The following is a 19727-nucleotide window of genomic DNA, read 5'->3' as shown; positions in this document are numbered from 1 at the left end:
GGGGGGCACTTCAATGCACGGCTTTCAACTGGAGGACAACGTGATACCTGGAAAAGAGCTCGGGGTAGCCGTCATCGGCGCCGGCTACTGGGGACCGAATCTGGTCCGGAATTTCCGGTCGAGCGATGATTGGGTCGTTCGCGCCGTGTGCGATCTCGACCTGGACCGTGCCCGGCGGGTCGCCGGGGACGGCGTCGATGTCACGACATCGCTTGACACCGTGCTCGCCCGCGACGACGTCGACGCCGTCGCGATCGCGACACCCGCGCGGACCCACCAGACCATGGCGCTGCCCGCCTTGGCGGCGGGCAAACACGTCCTGGTCGAGAAGCCCCTGGCAGACAGCTACACACATGGCCTGAAGATGGTGCAGACCGCCCGCCGCAATGGCCTCGTACTGATGGCTGACCACACGTACTGCTACACCCCGGCCGTCCTGAAAATCCGTGAACTCATCGCCGACGGCCTGCTCGGCGACGTCTTGTTCATCGATTCGGTGCGCATCAACCTCGGACTGATCCAGCCTGATGTGGACGTGTTCTGGGACCTGGCACCACACGATCTTTCGATCCTCGACTTCATCCTGCCCGGGGGCCTTCGTCCGACCGGGGTCTCGGCGCAGGGAGCCGATCCGCTCGGAGCCGGGCGGCCATGCGTCGGCTACCTGACGCTGCCCTTCGGCAACGGCGCACTGGCGCATATCCACGTCAACTGGCTCAGCCCGACCAAGATCCGCCAGATGGTCATCGGCGGAACCAAACGCACCTTGGTCTGGGACGACCTCAACCCGCAGCAGCCGTTGAGCGTCTACGACCGCGGAGTCGATCTCGCAGGTCAGTCCACGGAGGGCGCGAACCGATCGGAGTCCACGATCTCGTACCGACTCGGCGACACCTGGGCCCCCGCCCTCCCCCACCATGAGGCCTTGGGCCAGATGGTCACCGAATTCGCCTCGTGCATTCGTGAGGGCCGGGCGTCTCGCACCGATGGCGTCTCCGGGCTCCGGGTGCTGTCCGTCCTCGAGGCCGCCGCGCAGAGTCTGAACGATCACGGGGCACTGATCGACTCCCACCGTGAACCGGTCGTACCCGGTATCAACCGCAGGAAGGAAACCGCAGCATGACTTCACTCGAGGGAGCACACGTGCTGGTGACCGGCGGTGCCGGCACGATCGGGTCCACGATCGTCGACCAAGTGCTGGAGGCCGGAGCCGGACACATCGATGTGCTCGACAATCTGGTGCGGGGACGCTTGGACAACCTCGACGACGCTCTTGCCAGCGGCCGGGTCACCCTGGTCGACGGCGACATCCGCGATCGCGATCTCGTCCACGACATGACGCTCGGCAAAGACGTGGTCTACCACCAGGCGGCGATCCGGATCACGCAGTGCGCTGAAGAGCCACGGCTGGCCCTGGAGGTTCTGGTCGACGGGACGTTCAACGTCTTCGAGGCCGCAGCACATGCGAACGTCAACAAGGTCGTGTCGGCCTCGTCGGCGTCGGTGTACGGCATGGCCGAGGAGTTCCCCACCACAGAACGGCATCATCACCACAACAACGACACGTTCTACGGGGCCGCCAAATCCTTCAACGAGGGGATGCTCCGCAGCTTCCGGGCCATGTACGGCCTCGACTACGTGTTGCTGCGCTACTTCAATGTCTACGGACCCCGCATGGACGTGCACGGCCTGTACACCGAAGTCCTGGTCCGGTGGATGGAACGTATCGCCGACGGCGATGCCATCTCGATCTTCGGCGACGGGCGACAGACCATGGATTTCGCCTACACGACCGATATCGCGCGGGCCAATATCCTCGCTGCCCAGAGCGACGTCACGGAAGGCGTCTACAACATCGCCAGCGGGACCGAGACCAGCCTCCTCGATCTCGCACAGGCGCTGCTCAAGGTCATGGGGTCGAGCGCGCCCATCGTTCACGGCCCCGAACGTGCCGTGAACGGCGTCTCGCGTCGTCTTGCCGACGTCTCGGCGGCGCGCCGGGACTTGGGCTTCACGACCCAGGTGGATCTCGAAGCCGGTCTGGCCGATCTCGTGAACTGGTGGCAACCACTGCGCGCAGAGATCTCGGTCGGTTCTGGTCGGGACGCCGCACGATGAGCCGTATCAACGTCATGCAGCCCTGGCTGGGCGAAGAAGAGGTCGATGCCCTGACTGCCGTCATCTCCTCCGGCTGGATCGCCCAGGGACCGCGGGTCAACGAATTCGAGACCGCATTCGCGGAGTCCCAACAGGCCAATCACGCGGTTGCGGTGTCCAGCTGCACCGCTGCACTCCATCTGGCCCTCCTGGTCGCCGGAGTCGGCCCCGGCGATGAAGTCATCGTTCCCTCGTTCTCCTTCATCGCGACGGCCAATGCACCCACCTACGTCGGCGCGACTCCGGTGTTCGCCGACGTCGACTCGACCAGCGGCAACATCACGGCCGCAACGGTCCAGGCAGTACTGACCGACCGGACCCGCGCCGTGATCGCGGTCGACCAAGGGGGGGTGCCGGTGGATCTTGCCGAATTGCGCGTGCTCTGCGATCCACGCGGAATCGTCATCATCGAAGACGCCGCCTGTGGTGCCGGATCGACCTACCTCGGCCGCCCCGTCGGGTCCCTCGCCGAGATCGCCGCCTGGTCCTTCCACCCCCGCAAGATTCTGACGACCGGCGAGGGCGGAATGATCACGACGTCCCGCCCCGACTGGGCAGCACGCGCCCGCCGGCTACGCGAGCACTCGATGAGCGTCTCGGCAGCCGAGCGACACGGAAGCGTCCTGGCGCCTGCCGAGGAGTATCCCGAGATCGGGTTCAACTACCGCATGACGGATCTGCAGGCGGCCGTCGGTCTGGTTCAGTTGCAGAAGCTTCCCGAAGTCGTGGCCCGCCGGCGTCAACTCGCAGCCGTCTACACCAAGCACATCGACGCTATCGAAGGTCTGAGAGCCGTCGCGGATCCGGAGTGGGGCACCACGAACTTCCAGTCGTACTGGATCGAGGTCACCCCGCCGTACCCGGTGGATCGTGACGGTCTGCTGACGCATCTGGCCTCGCTCGACATCTCAGCGCGGCGAGGAATCATGACGTCGCACCGCCAACCTGCCCACGCCGGCCACCTCGGTACGCGCGGACCGTTGGCCGTCTCCGAACGGCTCAGCGACCGCACGTTGATACTCCCGTTGTTCCACCAGATGTCCGAGTCCGAGCAGGCACGGGTCACCGATGCGCTGATGACAGGAAAGTGAGCTGAACCATGGACAACCTGATCCTCGTCGGGGCCGGCGGTCTGGCCCGTGAAGTCGTCGAAGCCGTCGATGCCGGCAACCGATATCGGATCCTCGGCATCGTCGACGACGACGTGACACTTCATGGCACGTCGATCGCCGGCCTGCCGGTTCTCGGTGGCATAGACCAGCTCTACTGGGATCACAGCTCCTATATCGTCATCTGCGTCGGTCGGGGCCAGACCCGGCGCCAGATCGTCGAACAACTCACAGCGCATGACGTCGGCATCTGTCGGTACGGCACGGTCGTCCATCCGTCCGTGCACATTCCGCCGTCGTGCTTCGTCGGCGTCGGCTCGGTGCTTCTCGCGCAGGTGGCAGTCACCGCGGATGCACACATCGGACGCCACGTGGTCGCGATGCCCAACGTCACGGTGACCCACGACAACGTCGTCGGCGACTTCGCCACCTTGTGTGCCGGCGTGAGCCTGGCCGGCGGCGTCACCGTCGGGTCCGGCGCCTACCTCGGCACCAATGCGAGCGTGCGCCAGAACCTACGCGTCGGGGACGACAGCACCCTCGGAATGGGTGCCTCATTGCTGACCGACCTCCCGGACGGCGAGACGTGGGCCGGCGTGCCCGCCCGGCGACTCGACCGCGCGCCGATTCACCTCGTGAGTGCGGCCGAGGGGGTCTCATGACGATTCCGTTGGTAGATCTGGCAGCGCAGCATCTGGAGGTCGCCGACGAGGTCGGTATCGGCATCGCCGACGTTTTCGCACGCACGGCGTTCGTGGGGGGCCGCGAGGTCGACGAGTTCGAACGGGAGTATGCGGCCTACGTCGGCTCGGCCCACTGCGTCGGTGCCGGCAACGGGACCGACGCGCTCGAACTCGCGCTGCGCGCGGTCGGCGTCACGCCCGGTGGAGAGGTCATCCTGCCTGCCAACACCTTCATCGCCACTGCCGAGGCAGTATCGCGCATCGGCGCACGGCCGGTTCTTGTCGACGTCGACGATGAGTACCTGCTCATCGATCCCGACCAGGTCAGCGGCGCGATCACCCCACGTACCCAGGCCATCGTCCCGGTCCACCTCTTCGGTCAGACCGCATTCGTCGAGCAGATCCAACAGGCCGTCGGCGACACCGGGATCCCCATCGTCGAGGACTCCGCCCAGTCACAGGGAGCGCTCCGCTTCGGCCGACCGGCCGCTTCCCTCGGTGCTGTGGCGGCCACGAGCTTCTATCCCGGCAAGAACCTGGGTGCCGCCGGGGACGCCGGAGCGGTGACGACCAACGACCCGCAGATCGCCGAGACCGTGCGGGTGCTCGGGGCGCATGGATCGCCGAGCAAGTACGTGCACGACGTCGTCGGGATGAACTCGCGGCTCGACACCATCCAGGCCGTCTATCTGCGAGCCAAGCTCTCCCGCCTGGAGAAATGGAACGAGCTCCGGCGGGAGGCAGCGGCCCGCTACGAGGATCTCTTGGGAGCTCTGACCGATCTGCAGCTCCCACGGTCCGCCGAGGGCAACATCGACGTTTGGCATCTCTATGTCGTCCGGACCGCCGATCGGGACCGGGTACTCGCCGCACTCGCGCACGACGGCATCGGCGTAGGGATCCACTACCCGACGCCCCTGCATCTCACCCGCGCCTACGCGCATCTGGGCCATCGGCGTGGGACCTATCCGGTCGCGGAGCTCGCGTCCCAGCAGATCCTCTCGCTCCCGATGTTCCCGCACCTCACGGCCGAGCAGCAGGCGAAAGTCGCGGCCAGTCTCGAAGCGGCACTGCGCAGGTCGGCATGAGACTGCGCCGTCCGGTTCCGCTGACCGGCCGACCGCGCGTCTCGGTTGTCGTGCCCTGTTACAACTACGGCGCGTTCCTGCCTGCGGCGGTTTCGTCGGCGCTCGATCAGGACGGCGTCGATGTCGATGTCCTCATCGTCGACGATGCGTCGACCGATGGCAGTGCCGCCGTCGCCGACCGTCTCGCGGCCGAGGACAGTCGCGTCGAGGTCATGGTGCACGAGACCAACCGCGGGCACATCGCGACGTACAACGACGGCTTGGCCAAGGTGAGCGGGGACCATGTCGTCCTCCTTTCGGCCGACGACATGCTGGTGCCGGGCTCGCTGGCGCGGGCCGCGGCATTGCTGGAGTCGGATCCCCGGATCGGTCTGGTCTACGGCCATGCTCCTTCCTTCACGGATGCCGCGTCCTCGACCGACGCCATCGGAACGCGGGACACGCAGGCCCGCAGCTGGTCGCTTTGGGAGCCGGGCGAGTGGCTGCCCCCGCGACTGCGCCGCGCGAGGAACCCGGTCTACACGCCGACTGCCGTGATGCGCGCCTCGGCCTGGGCTGACGTCGGTGGTTACGACGCCCGCCTTCCGCACGCCGCGGACATGCTGCTTTGGTACCAGACAGCGGCCAGGTGGGGCGTGGGCCGGGTCAACAACGCCGCGCAGGCGCTGTACCGCGTACACGGCGCGAACATGCACCTCACGGAGTACGCGGGGATGCTCCGCGACCTCACCGAGCAACGCGAAGTGGTGCAGATCCTGTTCGGCGAAGCCCCCGACGGCACCGATCTGCGGCCCGAGCTCAAGGCGGCGGCCCAGCGGTCGCTCGTCCGACGGGCTCGACGTCTCGCACTCGCGGAGCATCGCGGCGGCTCTGACCAGGCGGCGGCCGCCTTCGACGACTTCGCCGACCAGACCCAGGCGATGATCGCCGGATCGGCCGTCCATCGGGTGTCGGGGATCGTGGACGCTGCCATGGAGCACCCGTCCGCAGCCTTTCCCCGCCGGGTCGAGGCACATCTCAGGTGGCGCCTGTGGCGCAGGTACGGGATATGAGCGAGCCGTCCACCCTGGGCGCCCGGGTACGAACGGGCATTATGTGGAGCGCGCTCAACAATCTGACGCTGCGGGTCGGCACCCTCGTCACCGGAGTCGCGCTCGCTCGTCTTCTCGATCCTGAGGCGTTCGGCGTCTTCGCCATTGCGCTGACGGTGCAGACCGCGCTCATCACACTCAGCGAATTGGGCCTGGCGGCCGATCTGGTACGTCACGGTGACATCGACCGCCGAGGCCCGACCATCGCGACACTGTCACTTATCTCGTCCGGGCTGCTGACCGTCGCGGTGCTGCTCGCCGCGCCGGCGATCGCCGGCTTCTTCGCGACGCCCCAGGCCTCGCCCGTGATCCAGGTGATGGCGCTGACCCTGATCCTGGCCGGGATCGGGGTCGTCCCGTTCTCGCGCCTGCAGCGGGATCTCCGCCAAAAAGAGCTGTTCAAGATCGAGCTGGTCGCCTTCGGGCTCTCAACCGGATTGTCGATCGGTCTGGCGGTCGCGGGGACGGGCGCGATGTCGATCGCGATCGGCCGGTTGGTGTCGCAGGCAGCGGTCGTCGTCCTGATGTTCTCCATGACGCGAACCCGGCCGAAACTCGGTTGGGACCGCTCGATCGCCCTCACCGGGCTCCGCTTCGGCCTGCCACTCTCGCTGGCAGGCCTGTTGTCCCTCGGATTGCTGAACGTGGACAACGTCGTCGTCGGTCGCATGGGGGGCGCCGCCCTGCTGGGGCTCTACGTTCTCGCGTTCAACCTGTCGTCATGGCCGAGCTCTGTCGTGGGCACGGCGATCCGCGCCGTCGCGATGCCCGCATTCGCCGAGAACGCCCAGAACGGCGGTCAGGACGGCAGCACGGTGCTGGCGCGCTCCTGCGGACTGACGTGGGGCGTGGCCGTGCCCATCTCGGTCGGGCTCGGCGTGCTGGCGCACCCTGTCGTGGCGATCCTGTACGGCTCGCAGTGGGCAGCAGCGGCCACGGCACTGGTGTGGCTGGCTCCGCTGGGGGCACTCCGAATCCTGATCGATGTCTGGGTCGCGTACCTGACGGCGTGTGGACACTCCGTCATGCTGTTGCTCTGTCAGGCGGCGTGGTTCGCAGCACTCGTGCCCATCATGATCTGGTCGGTCCACCACCGCGGCCTCGAGGGAGCCGGGCTGGCACACGTCGCCGTCGCGTTCTGCATCGTGCTGCCGGCCTTCTTGATCGCTTTGCGAGCCGCCGGTGTGCGCTGCGCGCAGATGCTTCGGCCACTCGCAGTTCCCACGATGGCCGCGCTGCCGATGACGGTAGTCGGCATCGCGGCGACCCGGGTCGTGGATGACCCATTCGCCCAGTTGATCGGCGCCGGGATCGCGATGACCGTGGTCTATGTTGCGATCGCCGGCCGGACGATGCGACACCTGGTCACCGTCGACTCGCCACCGGCGGCCGCGCTCGCACCTGCCGAGCCTGTAGGGGTCGGGGAAAAGCATGCTGTCTAGCCTGCCGTCGACAACCCGCAGTGCGGTCGAACGCTACCGCGCCTACCGGGACCTTCGATGGCGTCGCATCCCGCCGATCCACGTGCATCCGGCACGCGGATCGTCGACCGTCTACTACCTCGTGCCAGATGTCGTGGCACCACACGGGGGCGTGCGCGTGGCCTACCGTCACGTCGACCTCCTGAACTCACTCGGACAACCAGCCGCGGTGCTGCACGGCACGCCGGGTTTCCGTGCCACTTGGTTCCCGAACTCCACGCGCGTCCTGGACACACAGGCGCTGCGGTTCGGCTCGGACGATCTGCTCGTCGTCCCCGAGGTGTACGCGCCATCGATGCACTCGATCGATCCGCAAGTGCGCGTGCTGGTCTTCAACCAGGGTGCCTACCTGACGTTCGATGCGCTGGACCCCGATCGGACCGGGAACGGTTCGCCGTACCGGGACGTCGGCCGGCTCGAAGGAATCATGACGGTGTCGCACGACAGTGCCGAGCTGCTGTCGCTGTCATTCCCGGACATACCGATCAGCATCGCCCGGCCGGTTGTCGACGGCTCGATCTTCCACCCTGGCCGGGAGCCGGGCCGCGAGGCGTTCTCGTACGTCCTGACCCGACGACATCACGAGCGCAACCAAGTGCTGCACATGCTTCGTGCTCGGGGACTCACCTGGGAGCCGGTCCCGTTGACCGGGATGTCCGAGATGCAAGTGGCCGAGACGCTTCGGCGCACGGCCGTCTTCCTCAGCCTGAGCGACCGTGACGGCTTCGGCCTTCCTCCTGCCGAAGCGATGGCGTCTGGCTGCTACGTCGTGGGATACACGGGGGGCGGCGGAGAGGAGTTCTTCGACCCCGACTACTGCGCGCCGGTACGGTCGACGGCTGAGCTGGTTCAGGCGCTCGAGCGCGCGATGACGACGTCGCCGGCCGAGCTGGCCGCCGCCGGCAGTAGGGCATCGGCCGCGATCTTGGATCGCTATCACTCTGACGGCTTGCGGCAGGACCTGGAACGCATATTCACGCCCCTCGTCCTTCGAAGCTGACTGGTATGTCAGCAGTCATCCCGGAAGCAGCCGGTCCGAACAACCCAGCTCATTCGGCCGCGTTCGGGGTAGGAGCAACGCCCTGACCGCCGTCAGCGACCTGCGCCTACCCCTCAGCAGCCACGACGCTTCGCAGGCCACAGCGAGCAACAGGTAGAGCACGGACGTGACCGCGCTGTGACGGCGGCGGTACAAGCGGACTCGATTGACGATCTGCATCGCGTGGATGCGTGCGGACTGACCCGACTGTCCGCCGATGTGGACAGCGACGGCAGTCGGTTCGTACCGCGTGAACCAGCCGAGATCGCGCGCCCGCAGGCAATAGTCCGTCTCCTCGGAGTACAGGAAGAACGACTCGTCCCACCCGCCCAGGGCCTCATAGCAATCACGGGACAGCAGCATCACGGCCCCCGTCGCCCAGTCCGTCACACCGGCCGACTCGTAGGCAGCACGGTGGACCACCGCCTCGCTGAGCGCGGCACGCCCGGTCCTGCTGAGACCCAGAGCCCGGGCGAGGGTGGGCTCTCGGCGCAAGGAGAACGCCAGCTCTCCGACGTCGTCGATCAACCGGGGGACGACCGCGGCGGTGCGGGGCTGCTGCAAGACCTCGAGGAGGGCGGGGATCGACCCCGGGCACATCCTGACGTCCGGGTTCAGCAGCAGGACCGGCCCATTCCCCGTCAGGGCGCGGACCCCGCGGTTGAGGCCCGCGGCATAGCCCCGGTTCTCCGCCCGAACGAGCTCGACGTCGGTTCGCTGCTTCACGACGTCGCAGGTGTCGTCGACAGATCCGTTGTCCACGACCACGATGTGTGCGCCGACCCCGGCCAACGCGTCAGGGAGACTGTCGAGCAGCTTCCCGATCACCGCGGAACTGTTGTAGGTCACCACGATGATGCCGAGTTCCGGGAGCATGTCTCACCACCCCACTCGAGTCGGGCTGGACACATCTGCCGTCCGCTCGACGGCTGCGGCCTCGAGACGGGCCAGGCGCAGTCCCGCCCCCGCGAGGCCCAAGATCAGGAACGTCATTCCCGTGGCCATCGGAAAGCCGAATCCGTCGTAGAGGGCCAGTCCGGCAGCGGACGCGAAGATCGCTGCCACGAATGACTGGCCAAGCTGTCGTGTGCGCTCGTCACGCCCGATGGCCTTGGTGCGCCATGCGCACAGGCCGCCGACCACGAACAACCCCACAACGGCCAGCAAGCCGATGATGCCGACCTCGATGGCAAGACCCAGGTACTGGTTGTCGAGAATCCGGTACTTCGGCAGGAAGGTCGAGAACCCGCGGCCGAACAGGGGGCTCCGCTCGATGAATTCAGCGGCGATGGCATATGACCCCGTGCGCGACTGGGCACTGGAATCATCGCCGATTCCGGTGAACAGTCCGGTCATGGTGCCGAGCAGGCCTGGGACCGACAAAAACACCACGCACAGGAAGCCGGTTGCGATCACCGCCGCCCGGCGGCGCACTGCCGGGGTCCAGGCGAACGCGACGACCGTGAGGGCGACGACGGCGCTGACAATGGCCGATCTGGAGATCGACAGCACGACGGCGAGCCCGATCGCCAGCACCGGGTACCAACGCCGGACCGCTCCTCGGACAGGATCCGTCAGCGCACTGTTGATCGCGATCGGCAGGATCATCGTGATCACCGCCCCGAACTCGATCGGATGGATCGCGGTGCCTCCTGGCCGATTGAAGCCGGCTCGCTCGATGACTCCGACAAGCGTCGTGTTGAGGCTGAGGCCGGGGATACTGATGCGGTCGACCCACGCCGCCCCTGTGACGAACTGGATCAAGCCCAGCGTCGCAAGGGCTCCCCCGGCGAAGACAACACGTCGAACAAGTGCCTCGTAGCGTTCTCGCGACGGGATGCCGTCATTGGCGAGGAGCAGGATCCCGGCCCAGCTGATCAGACTGACCATGCCGATATCGGCGGTGCTCGACTCCGCGGCCTCGATCGCCCGCGTCATGGCGACGACGTAGCTGACCAGGAAGCAGGCCATCAGTATGAACAGCGCAGTGCGGACCGGCTGAAGACCGACCGGCCGGGACTCGACCCGTTGCGCCTGGTGATAGGCCCACCACAGGAAGCACCCGAGTCCCATGACAAGTGCCGGTGCACCGGCCCCGCCGAGAGGAGAGAAAGTCAGACGGGACGGCAGCGCCACCAAGACGACCAGGACGACCGTGAGAACGTGGACGGCGTCGACGTGCCGTCTCATTCGCGGTTCCGGGACGACGGCTCTCCGGGATCGCGCGGCCTCGTCTTCTTGGTCTTCTTGGTCAAGGGTCCCGCGTCGAGCACACCGCTGGAGATCGTGGCCAACTCGTTCTCGAGCCAGTTGTCATCGTCCTCGCGAGCCGCAGTGGGCGGTGCGCCGTCATTGCGTCGGCGACGCAGCTCCTTCTTGCTCGCACGCACCAAAAGCAGACCGTCGAGCGCCCCGATCAGCACCGCACCACCGGCCAGACCCATGACCCCCAGCGCCGCGATGGCCCTCAACCGGGACTTCTGATCTGCCTTCGGCGCATCGCGCGTGAGCGGAATCGACGTGATCGCGGCCTTCGGAGCGATCGACAGCTTGGACTGCAGCGCCGCGAGACTCGAAGGAGTCTGCTTCAGCACCGCGTCGACCAGGGCCCCGGCCGCGGCCGCAGTGGGCGCCTCGGCCGTGACAACGAGTACCGGCGCGCTGGTCGCGTCATCGACCGTCGCCTCGTAGGTGCCGGCAGCTGCCGTCTTGTGCACCAGTTCCTGGGTTTCGTCGGCGTTGAGCAACCGGGTCAGCACGTCGACCGCCTGGGTCAGACTGCTGAGTCCGAGGAACCGGTTGGCTGTCGGCTCGACCACGCTCTTGGGCGGCACAAGGACCATGCTGGCCTCGGCCTTATATGTCGGGGCGATGGACCTCGCCGCGAGGAAGCACATCCCCGCGGTCATCATCACGGCCAGGACGACGAGGATCCAGCGTCTCAGCAAGCTGTCTGCAAGATCGCGCAAGTACATATGACACTTCCAATCCCGAGCGGCCGTGGGCCGTTTCACGTCAGTCTGAGTCGTCTCCATCACAAATCCGTAAAATCGCCGACCCGGGTCGAATAACGTCGAAAAAGACTGTGGCGGTCGCCCTTGCGCGCTGTAAGACTGCTGAGGCGAGCGATCTAGGGGCGACATGACAACCAGTGATCTGTGCAGCATCCTGCGGCGACGGTGGTACGTCGTCGTGCTGGGCATCGCGCTGCTCACGGGCGCGCTCCACGCCGTGACTTCGCGACCCAGCGTGTATTCGAGCCAGGTCGACGTCGTGTTCCTCGCGCCCAAGAGCGCGCGCTATCCCAATGTGATCGAACAGACCTCCGCGAGCCTCATCGCCATGGCCGGACTCATCGAGCGCGAGGTGAACAAGGGCATCGACACCGCGGCCACGGCGTCCGCGGCCGTGACGCTGGCCGGCGAGGGCGTTCGCGACGGCCACGCCATCACCTTGCCGAACACCGGCGGTCAATGGGCCGCGGACTTCAGCCGGCCTGTCATTGACGTGCAGGTCGTCGGTCCGAGCGAGGCAGTGGTCCGCACCCGCCTCGCCTCACTCGTCGGCACTGTCGAGCAGCGTCTCGCCGCTCTTCAGGCGGCCGATGACATTCCCCGGATCAACCGCGTCATGACTTCGTCGGCACCGGCCTCGGCAACTGTCTTCCGCTTGGACGGAAACCGCAAAAAGGCGGCTGCGGCGACCCTGCTCCTCGGCGCAGGACTGATCTCGATAGGTGCGGTCGGGGCAGACCGTCTTCTCAATGCCTTGGCGCGCAAGCGACGCCAGATCCGCATGATCCATCAGCTGAGAGGGATCGCATGAGCCCCAAGAAGCCCGTCGAGGCCGGGACCGTGCGGCTCATTGGCACGGGCGAGGACGTGATCGCCGAGTCGGTCGCGCCCATGCTCAACCAGATGCGTAGGTCAGCCGCGAAGCTGCGTTGGGGGGTCAAGGTGGTCGGGCCGGTCGCGGCCCTCAACGGCCTGTTCCGCCTCGCCGGCCTGCTGCTGCGTCGCCCTGCCGAAGGCATCGTCCACCTCAGATCCGGTCCGGTACTCGGCTTCAGCTATCCCCGTCAGTTGGTCCCGGCCCTGGTGGCCTTCGGCGACTACATCGATCCCGAGATGGACTTCTTGCGCAGGGTCTCACGGCCCGACTGGGTCGTGCTGGACGTCGGCGCCGCGATCGGCCAGTTCAGCGTTTTCGCGGCGATGCTGCCGACCGCTCACGTCCACGCATTCGAACCCAGCAGCGACAACATCACGACGTTGAAGGCCAATCTGCGCCGCAATCGCGTGGCCGACCACGTCACGATCGCACACATGGCGCTGTCCGACAGCGATGCCGAGATGACGTTTCCGACACTCCAGAATCCCTTCCTCAGCCGGCTCGATCACGGCCAGGGGTCCGTCAGCGGCGAACCGGTGTCAGTGCGGACGCTGTCGGGAACCGTCGACATCCTCGGTCTGGAGCATGTGAACTGTCTCAAGATCAACGTCGCCGGCTTCGAGGCCGAAGTACTCGAGGGATCTGCGGCCTTCCTGGCGCGCCAGGGCGCTGACGTGCTCGTCATCTTGATCAGCGAGGGATCGGTGCCATGGTTCCCCAAGATCGCCGCCCTCGGCTACCGGTTCTTCTACTTTCACCCACCGCGCAACACGCTGTACGAAGTCGAGGACCTCGACGATGTCTCCCACGACCGCCCGTGGCCCGCTCGCCACCTGATCGGTGTGAGCGGGCACGGGATCGAACGAGGCCTCCTCGATCAGGTCGAGGTGGTCACTGCACGCTGAGGCTCAGCGGTTCACAGCCTTACCGCTGGTGGCATCGGTGTTGCCTGACCAGGCCGGGCTGTTGCCCACGATCGAGGCGTATCCGTAGTAGCCCTTGCCGAGCGCATTGTTCGTGAAGGAGACCCCCGAGATCGACCCTCCGCTGAACTGGCCATCGGAATAGACCGTGTATCCACCACCGACCAGGCGATTTCCGTCGACCTTGATATTGGAGATCGGACCGAAGTAGTTGTCGATCATGACCGCCGAGGTCTGGGTGTGCTCACGCATGTCGATGTTATTGCGCGAAATCGTGATGTTGGACAGTCCGCCATCGATCTGGATTCCGTCGTAGTGCGGCGAACCCGGCGACTTCAAGCCGTGGACGTAGTTGTTCGTCAGCACCGAGCCGCTACCGGGCGTCAGCCCGTTCTCGACGCCCGTGATGTCGGCGCCCGAGACGTCGGCCGGACCGATGATGCCCATCGAGCCCGCCTGGGCTCCCTTGCCGTCGATCTCGACGTTCTGGATCTTGACGCCCTTGGAGCCGTTCTTGATTTGGATCACCGCGAAGCCGCTTCCTGCGATGCGGCTGGACTTGATCGTGACATTGTCGGCATCGATCCAGATGCCGCCGCTGATGTTCTTGCCTTCGACGACCGTGCCGTCCTTGGTGATATTCATGCTTCCGCTCGAAGCGGCGAGGTTGACGCCGGCCGGAACTCCTGTGCTGGCCGCCGTGGCGATTCCGCCGGTGGGGGGCGGCGTTGTCGGTGCCGGCGTGGTCGGAGCGGGCGTGGTCGGAGCCGGCGTGGTCGGAGCCGGCGTGGTCGGAGCCGGCGTGGTCGGAGCCGGCGTGGTGGGAGCCGGCGTGGTGGGCCTCCAGCTTCCGCACCGCTTGTGCTTCCTGTAAGCCGGCTTGACCATCGTCCCGGCGGACTGGCCATCGATCGCGCCTCTGTACCAGGTCATCGGCGTGCACTGGGTCGGCGCGCTGAAACTCGCGGAGGCGCGGACAGTCTTGCGTTCAGAGTTCTTGGCAATCGCCGACGAGGAGCTCATGGCTACCACCACCGCGACGAGGACGAACCAGACAGCTGCCAGCCGTCGATTTCTCGACGGCCGGGTGATCGAGGGATTGACGAGGGGTCCTTGAGGCATATGACATCTTCCGGATATAGCCCGAGTTAGCTATGGACAATCGAAAGCCGCAATGCCCGAGGTCGCGACGCAACCTCGAAACCGTAACACCATCAGAATGCGCAACCCAAACGCCGCACGACCGATCCCCCCGATCCGCGTGGCACGAATCACTCGTATTGCAGGGACCAGCTTCTACCGCCACCCCCCGGGTGTCGTAGACAACCTTGCCCACCAGGTACAGGTCAGGCACACCGCGGGGCGAAAGCGCGACGGCCGTCGGCGGTCCGAAATACCCCAGGACGATGATGTCGACACGGCCCTCGATGCCTCACGCCGCACGCGATGTCCGCTCACTGGCGGTTCTGGTTGGAATGTACAAGTGTGAACGGTGGAGCCTTTCGCGCATCAACAGCAGCACGAAGGCCGTGTTGGTCGTCAGGTAACGCCGCCACAACCGTCCTGGTTCTTGAAGTACGCGATAGAGCCACTCCAGCCCCCAGCGCTGCCAACGCTCGGGCGCGCGCTTGGTCAGTCCGCCCAGTACGTCGAATGATCCTCCGACCCCATGCCGGATCGGCACTCCCAGTACCGGCCCGTAACTCGCGAGAAAGGTCTCCTTCTTGGGCGACGACATACCGAGGAAGAGCATGTCGGCACCCGATGACGCGATCTGCGCGGCGACCTGAGCAGAAGCGGCCATATCAAAGTAGCCGTCCCGACTTCCCGCGATCCGAACTCCTGGCCACCGAGGTCCAATGACCTCCTCGACCGCCCGCAGGACGCTGGGTTTGGCTCCCAGCAGGTAGACCGAGCGACCGTCGCGATCCGCGAGCGCCAAGAGCTGTTCGAACAGATCGATGCCGGCCACTCGCTGGGGCAGCGGCTTTCCGAGCAGACGACTCGCCCACACGACGGACTGTCCGTCGGCCAGCAGCACATCGCATTCGAGCAGCGACTCACGCAGCGCCTCATCGGACCGCAGGTGAACGATCTTCGCCGCATTGACGACGCCGATCAGCAGACGTCGGCGCGACCGCAGGGCCTCCTCGGCGAGGGCTATGACGTCCTGCGGCGTCAAGGCGTCGATCAGCATCCCGAACAATGGCCTTCTGACCCGCGGTGGCACCAATTCAGCCATGGCGCGCCGCCCGGCGTGCTGGAAGCCACACGTACAGAAGCCAGCCGAGTTCGTACGGCCGGCATTCGTAGTCGACGGTGTTGGCCGGAAACGCCCGATCAACGCCAGGGACATGCAAGCCCGGCCTGATCGCCGTGGTGACCGCCGAGATCCTCCGCACCGCTTTGCGCGGCTCACGTCGTCCGACCTTGCGCCAGATCAAACCGAGCGGCTCGGAGACGAGATCTCGATCGACCTCCGGATGGGCCTCGATCCATTGCAGTCCGCGGACGATCTCGGTCGTCCGGTCGGTGCCGCCGGCATCGCTCAGATCGAACAACGCCATGGGTGCCATGGCATGCTGATGCACGCTGTAGACGGGAAAGCGCTCGACGACCTCGCCCGTCCGCATGTCGTAGTGCCACCACCACTGGCCGGCGGAGCCTTGTAGATCGCAGATCCGGCGGGCAGTGGCCTCGGCGGCCTCGAGCAACTCCCGATCTCCTGAGATCCGGAACATCCGAGCCAGAGCCTGGATCGGATAGACCTGGTCGGCGAAGGAGCCGACATGACGCCGCCAACGGTTCTGCGAATCTGCCGGCAACACATGCGGAAAGATCCCGTGGGGTCCCTGTCCCGCCAGCAGCCGCGAACTCGCGAGCTCGGCAAGACCCTCGCCCGGCCGGCCCGCTGCCACCGCAGCGGTCAGGATCCATGACAAGTCGACCGTGGGGATCGGCCCGTCGAAAGCGAGGATGTCGTCGAGTCGCGAGAACAGGGCGCCGTCAACTGATCCCGAGACCTCCGCGATCGCCCATGCCGCCAGCGCGATCGCACCCGGATCGGACTGCTCGAGGGCCCGGACGCCGACGGCGCGGGCCAGGTCGGCGGCCGTCCTCCCGTGCAGCGCGTCACATTGCGCAGCCACGTCGAGACGGGCCAGCCCCAGTGCCGCGATCGCCGTGTAGCGGACGCTCGTCCCCTCTCTGCGAGCAGACTGCCCCTCCCCCGGCCCGTTCGCCCTCCTCAAGGTCTGCGCGAACTCACCGGATGAGGGCTCACTACCCGCAGCCAGTCCCGCGCGACCGACGCTCAGGAGCCGTCGCACTTGAAGACCGGCGCCGTGCGCCTCGACCCGGGTGATCCGGTCACCGGTTTCCCCGCCGGCCCGACGTCCCTCGCCCTGCAGATCAGCTACCACGCGTCTGCGCTCCTCACGACCGACGGTGACCAGGCCTGCTCGATGAACAATGACGGCTCGGCCCCTCGGCTGATGTCGATCTTCCAGATGTCACTCACGCCGGTCTCATCGGTCCGGGGCAGGCCGTACAGAATGCTGTTATCGAGCCACTCGACCTGATCGTCGACGCTACGAGCCTCGCCTTCCAGGGCGGTCTCACGGCCGGTCGCCAGGTCGAGGACCACGATCTGCCAGTGCGGGGTCGATCCGCCGACGTCGTGCTTGTACGCGATGCGCTTCCCGTCGGGCGACAGGGACGGGCACTCGGCTCCCTTGTGGAGCGCGGTCAACGTGCGCGATGCGAGATCGCCCCGCACGAGATAGTTGTCGCCGCCGGTAGCGACGGTCGCGTAGAACGTATTGTCATCGGTCCCGAACGTCACGCCCCAGACATTGCGATCGATCGGGTTCACGGCCTTGCCATCGATGATCAAGCTGAACTTCTCGAGGTCCCCGTAGTCCCGGCCACCGTTCTGGCGGATCTCCGTCGCCGTCGAAAATCCCGACTGCATATAGGAATGGCCCGTGACAAATGATGTGGTGGCCAGGAGCGAGCCGTCCGCGGAGACCCGGGTCCTGCTGGGGATACCGGGCAGAGGCCAGGTTTTCGTGGTGTCCCACGAGGCATCGAACGAAACCGCCTCGAACTTCGTGACGATCCCGCGCTTGGTGCGCAGGCAGGTCGCTATGGCTGCTGTCGCGTAGACCCGGTCGCACGCGACATTCGTGAACGCCCGAGGTCCCCCGGGATCGGCCAGACTCACGATCGACACCAGCCCGTATTTGCTGCCGACCTCGGTATTGCGAAAGACCACCCTCGGGGCATCCTCCATCGCGGCGACGCCTGTGACGGCGACCCGGGGTGGTGCAGCTGCGCGCGCCGATGTTCGGTTGACCGCGAACAAGACGTAGCCCGCAGCGATGATGAGCAGTACCGCCGCGACGACGATGAACGTGGCCAGCCGGGCGCTGCTACTCATGCCGAAATGCCCTCGGCGGATCGGTGGACGCCTGGACGGGGCTGTTCGGCCATCACGATCGACATCGGGTCGTCATAGTCCATCAGCACCGACAGGATCGAGTCGGCTGTCACGGGCCGATGGGCCGACCAGGAGATGTTCGGCCCGCACTGCTCGTAGCTCTCGTCGCCACCGACATAGGCGCGACCCGCAGTCTCCGACAGATACGTCGTGGCGTGGTACGCAGCCATGACCTCCGCCAGCCCGTCACCTCCTTGGCCGAGCCGGGGCCGGCCGATCGACACCGGAGTCGTGATGTCGAGCAGGTCACGGATCCCGAGGATCAGCTGCAGGTTGAACTGCCACAAGTGATCGGTGCGAACCTGATTGACCATGTCGAGAATCTGTGGTCCACGACGCGACCAGTGTTTGGCATCTTGATAGCGCCCGGTTATCGCCGCGGTGAGTTCGGCGGCAGTCTCGTCAGGCAGGATCCGGGCATCGGAGATCAGCGAACCGGCCGGTCCACCGATGACCGGGATGGTGGCCCAGTATCCACGCATCATGACCCTGCGCTGAGGTCCCGACGAGCGCATGGTGTCGAAGATCCTGAGGTCGAACAGGTCGGCATTGGCCATCTTGTACCAGAATCCAGACGGTGGCAGCAGATCCACCGACTGGCTCGCGATGATCATCGGACGACGCCCGCCAGGTCTTGGGCCGTCGCCAACGGCACATCGTGCCGATGGGAGACTCCTCGTGCAGACCGGACGAGTGCGAACTGCTCGGCCCAGGCCGTGCGCCTGACCGAACCGATCTCTTCGGCACGACTCTTGAGTACCTTGGCGAGCGGCGAACGGTAGGCGATCGCCGCAGCAACCTTGCAATCGACATCCTCCTCACCGAGCGGCTCGCAGACATTCCATTGAACGTCGGCGGGATAGTCCTGCGGGCCGACGGCACCCACGTGATAGGCCAGGACCGAGACCTGAGGCCGGTCTTCTCGCGGCGATGACATCCGGGTCGAGCGCATACCTGCTTCGAAGGTGACCAGATGATCGTGGTGAAGCAAGGGATACGGCAGATAGACCTCCGCTGGCCGTACTTGCGCAACCACATCAGCCAACGCTCCGACGATCCGGTCCACGTCATCGGCCAAGTGCCCGATCTGCAGGCCGAGCATGGTGACCTCCGGGTCGCCGAGCATCCACTGCGCTGTCTCGATCTGACCTGCGTGAACTTCGTCGGGGTCCGCAAGGATGACGACGGCCGAATCATCTCGGTACTTCGCGAGCATTCCGCCGCAGCCGAGGACCTCATCTCCCGCGTGTGAGGCAATGACGAGCCGCGACGCTCGACGTTGCGGCTGACCCACCGTCGTGTGTTGTCTGATCATGCAGTGCTCCCTGAAATGCCAAGAGGAGTCACCGTTCGCCAACTCATGCGCCCAATGGCGATTCGGTCGTGCTCCCAAACTCGATGGCCTATTAGTGCACGTGCCAGCAAAATTGCCGTCAAAGGCGGTTCCTGGCCCCTTGTGCCGCCTGGGAAGCAGGAGGCCGCGCAGGAGGTTTCCCTCCCGCGCTGCCATCCCTCTTGCCACGCCGCACTGCATCCTCGGGCGATGCGAGTGCTTGGCGCGGTAGCTCCTCGCGGCATCAAGTGCACGTTGTGCCACTCACCTTGAATCATCGGTCCTCGCCGTCAAGGCAGCGTGAAAGCCGGGTCCGAGCCGACTACAGACATCCGGATCGGGTAGTGGGAACTCGGTTTCCATTTCGGCTCGGGAATCAAATATTCGACGTAGTCTGAGGATTGCTAGGGGAGCGGAGGGACGATGATTGC

The 19727-nt window shown here is 66.0% G+C and carries 20 protein-coding genes; 11 read left to right on the top strand and 9 right to left on the bottom strand.

Annotated features, from left to right (window positions below; all coding sequences use genetic code 11):
• The first annotated feature begins 13 nt into the window (after window positions 1–13).
• Genes ACXJKC_RS03755 through ACXJKC_RS03720 form a run of 8 tightly spaced genes read left to right on the top strand, consistent with a single transcriptional unit; the run spans window position 14 to window position 8609 of the window.
• Window positions 14–1123 (top strand): Gfo/Idh/MocA family protein, encoded by a 1110-nt coding sequence (locus ACXJKC_RS03755; RefSeq protein WP_456695333.1) that lies wholly within the window; start codon window positions 14–16, stop codon window positions 1121–1123.
• The gene (locus tag ACXJKC_RS03750; protein WP_456695332.1) at window positions 1120–2118 is read left to right on the top strand and encodes an NAD-dependent epimerase/dehydratase family protein; all 999 of its coding nucleotides are present in this window, start codon (window positions 1120–1122) and stop codon (window positions 2116–2118) included. Before ACXJKC_RS03755 ends, ACXJKC_RS03750 begins: the two co-directional genes overlap by 4 nt.
• Window positions 2061–3248 (top strand): DegT/DnrJ/EryC1/StrS family aminotransferase, encoded by a 1188-nt coding sequence (locus ACXJKC_RS03745; RefSeq protein WP_456695331.1) that lies wholly within the window; start codon window positions 2061–2063, stop codon window positions 3246–3248. The genes ACXJKC_RS03750 and ACXJKC_RS03745 overlap by 58 nt, the downstream gene beginning before the upstream one ends.
• Window positions 3249–3256: 8 nt before the next feature.
• Window positions 3257–3928 carry an acetyltransferase gene (locus ACXJKC_RS03740; protein ID WP_456695330.1) on the top strand — a complete coding sequence of 224 codons (672 nt, stop codon included), beginning with the start codon at window positions 3257–3259 and terminating at the stop codon, window positions 3926–3928.
• Complete coding sequence (locus ACXJKC_RS03735; RefSeq protein ID WP_456695329.1) at window positions 3925–5037, top strand: DegT/DnrJ/EryC1/StrS family aminotransferase; 1113 nt, start codon at window positions 3925–3927, stop codon at window positions 5035–5037. Before ACXJKC_RS03740 ends, ACXJKC_RS03735 begins: the two co-directional genes overlap by 4 nt.
• Window positions 5034–6089, top strand: a complete 1056-nt coding sequence (locus ACXJKC_RS03730) for a glycosyltransferase family 2 protein (RefSeq protein WP_456695328.1) — start codon at window positions 5034–5036, stop codon at window positions 6087–6089. Before ACXJKC_RS03735 ends, ACXJKC_RS03730 begins: the two co-directional genes overlap by 4 nt.
• Window positions 6086–7570 (top strand): lipopolysaccharide biosynthesis protein, encoded by a 1485-nt coding sequence (locus ACXJKC_RS03725; RefSeq protein WP_456695327.1) that lies wholly within the window; start codon window positions 6086–6088, stop codon window positions 7568–7570. Before ACXJKC_RS03730 ends, ACXJKC_RS03725 begins: the two co-directional genes overlap by 4 nt.
• Window positions 7560–8609 carry a glycosyltransferase gene (locus ACXJKC_RS03720; RefSeq protein WP_456695326.1) on the top strand — a complete coding sequence of 350 codons (1050 nt, stop codon included), beginning with the start codon at window positions 7560–7562 and terminating at the stop codon, window positions 8607–8609. Before ACXJKC_RS03725 ends, ACXJKC_RS03720 begins: the two co-directional genes overlap by 11 nt.
• 15 nt (window positions 8610–8624) lie before the next feature.
• Here ACXJKC_RS03720 and ACXJKC_RS03715 read toward each other — a convergent pair whose 3' ends face one another.
• The 3 genes from ACXJKC_RS03715 to ACXJKC_RS03705 are packed head-to-tail and all read right to left on the bottom strand — an operon-like array spanning window position 8625 to window position 11623.
• Window positions 8625–9524: a glycosyltransferase family 2 protein gene (locus tag ACXJKC_RS03715; protein ID WP_456695325.1), complete on the bottom strand. Its 900-nt coding sequence runs from the start codon at window positions 9522–9524 to the stop codon at window positions 8625–8627.
• A 3-nt stretch (window positions 9525–9527) separates the two neighbouring features.
• On the bottom strand, window positions 9528–10838 hold the full coding sequence (locus ACXJKC_RS03710) for an O-antigen ligase family protein (RefSeq protein ID WP_456695324.1): 1311 nt from the start codon (window positions 10836–10838) through the stop codon (window positions 9528–9530).
• A complete protein-coding gene (locus tag ACXJKC_RS03705; protein ID WP_456695323.1) occupies window positions 10835–11623 on the bottom strand; it encodes a hypothetical protein in 789 nt (262 codons plus the stop codon). The genes ACXJKC_RS03710 and ACXJKC_RS03705 overlap by 4 nt, the downstream gene beginning before the upstream one ends.
• Window positions 11624–11789: 166 nt before the next feature.
• On the opposite strand from ACXJKC_RS03705, the gene ACXJKC_RS03700 reads away from it, so the two are divergent.
• Together ACXJKC_RS03700 and ACXJKC_RS03695 are read left to right on the top strand one after the other, a co-directional pair.
• Window positions 11790–12473, top strand: coding sequence for a hypothetical protein (locus ACXJKC_RS03700; protein ID WP_456695322.1), 684 nt, complete (start codon window positions 11790–11792; stop codon window positions 12471–12473).
• The gene (locus tag ACXJKC_RS03695) at window positions 12470–13444 is read left to right on the top strand and encodes an FkbM family methyltransferase (RefSeq protein ID WP_456695321.1); all 975 of its coding nucleotides are present in this window, start codon (window positions 12470–12472) and stop codon (window positions 13442–13444) included. The genes ACXJKC_RS03700 and ACXJKC_RS03695 overlap by 4 nt, the downstream gene beginning before the upstream one ends.
• Before the next feature lie 3 nt (window positions 13445–13447).
• On the opposite strand, the gene ACXJKC_RS03690 is transcribed toward ACXJKC_RS03695, so the two are convergent.
• Entirely contained in the window at window positions 13448–14107 is a 660-nt protein-coding gene (locus ACXJKC_RS03690) for a hypothetical protein (RefSeq protein ID WP_456695320.1), read from the bottom strand.
• Between ACXJKC_RS03690 and ACXJKC_RS03685 the strand changes: the two genes are divergently transcribed.
• The gene (locus ACXJKC_RS03685; protein WP_456695319.1) at window positions 14106–14336 is read left to right on the top strand and encodes a hypothetical protein; all 231 of its coding nucleotides are present in this window, start codon (window positions 14106–14108) and stop codon (window positions 14334–14336) included. The two genes, ACXJKC_RS03690 and ACXJKC_RS03685, sit on opposite strands and share 2 nt — an antisense overlap.
• A gap of 558 nt (window positions 14337–14894) precedes the next feature.
• On the opposite strand, the gene ACXJKC_RS03680 is transcribed toward ACXJKC_RS03685, so the two are convergent.
• The 5 genes from ACXJKC_RS03680 to ACXJKC_RS03660 are packed head-to-tail and all read right to left on the bottom strand — an operon-like array spanning window position 14895 to window position 19278.
• Window positions 14895–15704 (bottom strand): WecB/TagA/CpsF family glycosyltransferase, encoded by an 810-nt coding sequence (locus tag ACXJKC_RS03680; RefSeq protein ID WP_456695318.1) that lies wholly within the window; start codon window positions 15702–15704, stop codon window positions 14895–14897.
• Complete coding sequence (locus tag ACXJKC_RS03675) at window positions 15697–16884, bottom strand: hypothetical protein (RefSeq protein WP_456695317.1); 1188 nt, start codon at window positions 16882–16884, stop codon at window positions 15697–15699. Before ACXJKC_RS03675 ends, ACXJKC_RS03680 begins: the two co-directional genes overlap by 8 nt.
• The gene (locus tag ACXJKC_RS03670; protein WP_456695316.1) at window positions 16878–17903 is read right to left on the bottom strand and encodes a TolB family protein; all 1026 of its coding nucleotides are present in this window, start codon (window positions 17901–17903) and stop codon (window positions 16878–16880) included. Before ACXJKC_RS03670 ends, ACXJKC_RS03675 begins: the two co-directional genes overlap by 7 nt.
• A complete protein-coding gene (locus ACXJKC_RS03665) occupies window positions 17900–18577 on the bottom strand; it encodes a WbqC family protein (RefSeq protein WP_456695315.1) in 678 nt (225 codons plus the stop codon). Before ACXJKC_RS03665 ends, ACXJKC_RS03670 begins: the two co-directional genes overlap by 4 nt.
• Window positions 18574–19278 carry a PIG-L deacetylase family protein gene (locus ACXJKC_RS03660; RefSeq protein WP_456695314.1) on the bottom strand — a complete coding sequence of 235 codons (705 nt, stop codon included), beginning with the start codon at window positions 19276–19278 and terminating at the stop codon, window positions 18574–18576. Before ACXJKC_RS03660 ends, ACXJKC_RS03665 begins: the two co-directional genes overlap by 4 nt.
• Window positions 19279–19727 lie beyond the last annotated feature (449 nt).

This window comes from Aeromicrobium sp. P5_D10 (assembly GCF_054049535.1).
The sequence above is the reverse complement of the archived record's forward strand: the minus strand, read 5'-3'. Positions and strand labels throughout refer to the sequence as shown.

Bases quoted from the DNA above. Each gene is read 5' to 3' on its own strand.
- ACXJKC_RS03755 (WP_456695333.1), top strand. From the start codon at position 14: ATGCACGGCTTTCAACTGGAGGACAACGTGATACCTGGAAAAGAGCTC.
- ACXJKC_RS03750 (WP_456695332.1), top strand. From the start codon at position 1,120: ATGACTTCACTCGAGGGAGCACACGTGCTGGTGACCGGCGGTGCCGGC.
- ACXJKC_RS03740 (WP_456695330.1), top strand. From the start codon at position 3,257: ATGGACAACCTGATCCTCGTCGGGGCCGGCGGTCTGGCCCGTGAAGTC.
- ACXJKC_RS03735 (WP_456695329.1), top strand. From the start codon at position 3,925: ATGACGATTCCGTTGGTAGATCTGGCAGCGCAGCATCTGGAGGTCGCC.
- ACXJKC_RS03730 (WP_456695328.1), top strand. From the start codon at position 5,034: ATGAGACTGCGCCGTCCGGTTCCGCTGACCGGCCGACCGCGCGTCTCG.
- ACXJKC_RS03725 (WP_456695327.1), top strand. From the start codon at position 6,086: ATGAGCGAGCCGTCCACCCTGGGCGCCCGGGTACGAACGGGCATTATG.
- ACXJKC_RS03720 (WP_456695326.1), top strand. From the start codon at position 7,560: ATGCTGTCTAGCCTGCCGTCGACAACCCGCAGTGCGGTCGAACGCTAC.
- ACXJKC_RS03715 (WP_456695325.1), bottom strand. From the start codon at position 9,524: ATGCTCCCGGAACTCGGCATCATCGTGGTGACCTACAACAGTTCCGCG.
- ACXJKC_RS03710 (WP_456695324.1), bottom strand. From the start codon at position 10,838: ATGAGACGGCACGTCGACGCCGTCCACGTTCTCACGGTCGTCCTGGTC.
- ACXJKC_RS03705 (WP_456695323.1), bottom strand. From the start codon at position 11,623: ATGTACTTGCGCGATCTTGCAGACAGCTTGCTGAGACGCTGGATCCTC.
- ACXJKC_RS03700 (WP_456695322.1), top strand. From the start codon at position 11,790: ATGACAACCAGTGATCTGTGCAGCATCCTGCGGCGACGGTGGTACGTC.
- ACXJKC_RS03695 (WP_456695321.1), top strand. From the start codon at position 12,470: ATGAGCCCCAAGAAGCCCGTCGAGGCCGGGACCGTGCGGCTCATTGGC.
- ACXJKC_RS03685 (WP_456695319.1), top strand. From the start codon at position 14,106: ATGCTTCCGCTCGAAGCGGCGAGGTTGACGCCGGCCGGAACTCCTGTG.
- ACXJKC_RS03690 (WP_456695320.1), bottom strand. From the start codon at position 14,107: ATGAATATCACCAAGGACGGCACGGTCGTCGAAGGCAAGAACATCAGC.
- ACXJKC_RS03680 (WP_456695318.1), bottom strand. From the start codon at position 15,704: ATGGCTGAATTGGTGCCACCGCGGGTCAGAAGGCCATTGTTCGGGATG.
- ACXJKC_RS03670 (WP_456695316.1), bottom strand. From the start codon at position 17,903: ATGAGTAGCAGCGCCCGGCTGGCCACGTTCATCGTCGTCGCGGCGGTA.
- ACXJKC_RS03665 (WP_456695315.1), bottom strand. From the start codon at position 18,577: ATGATCATCGCGAGCCAGTCGGTGGATCTGCTGCCACCGTCTGGATTC.
- ACXJKC_RS03660 (WP_456695314.1), bottom strand. From the start codon at position 19,278: ATGATCAGACAACACACGACGGTGGGTCAGCCGCAACGTCGAGCGTCG.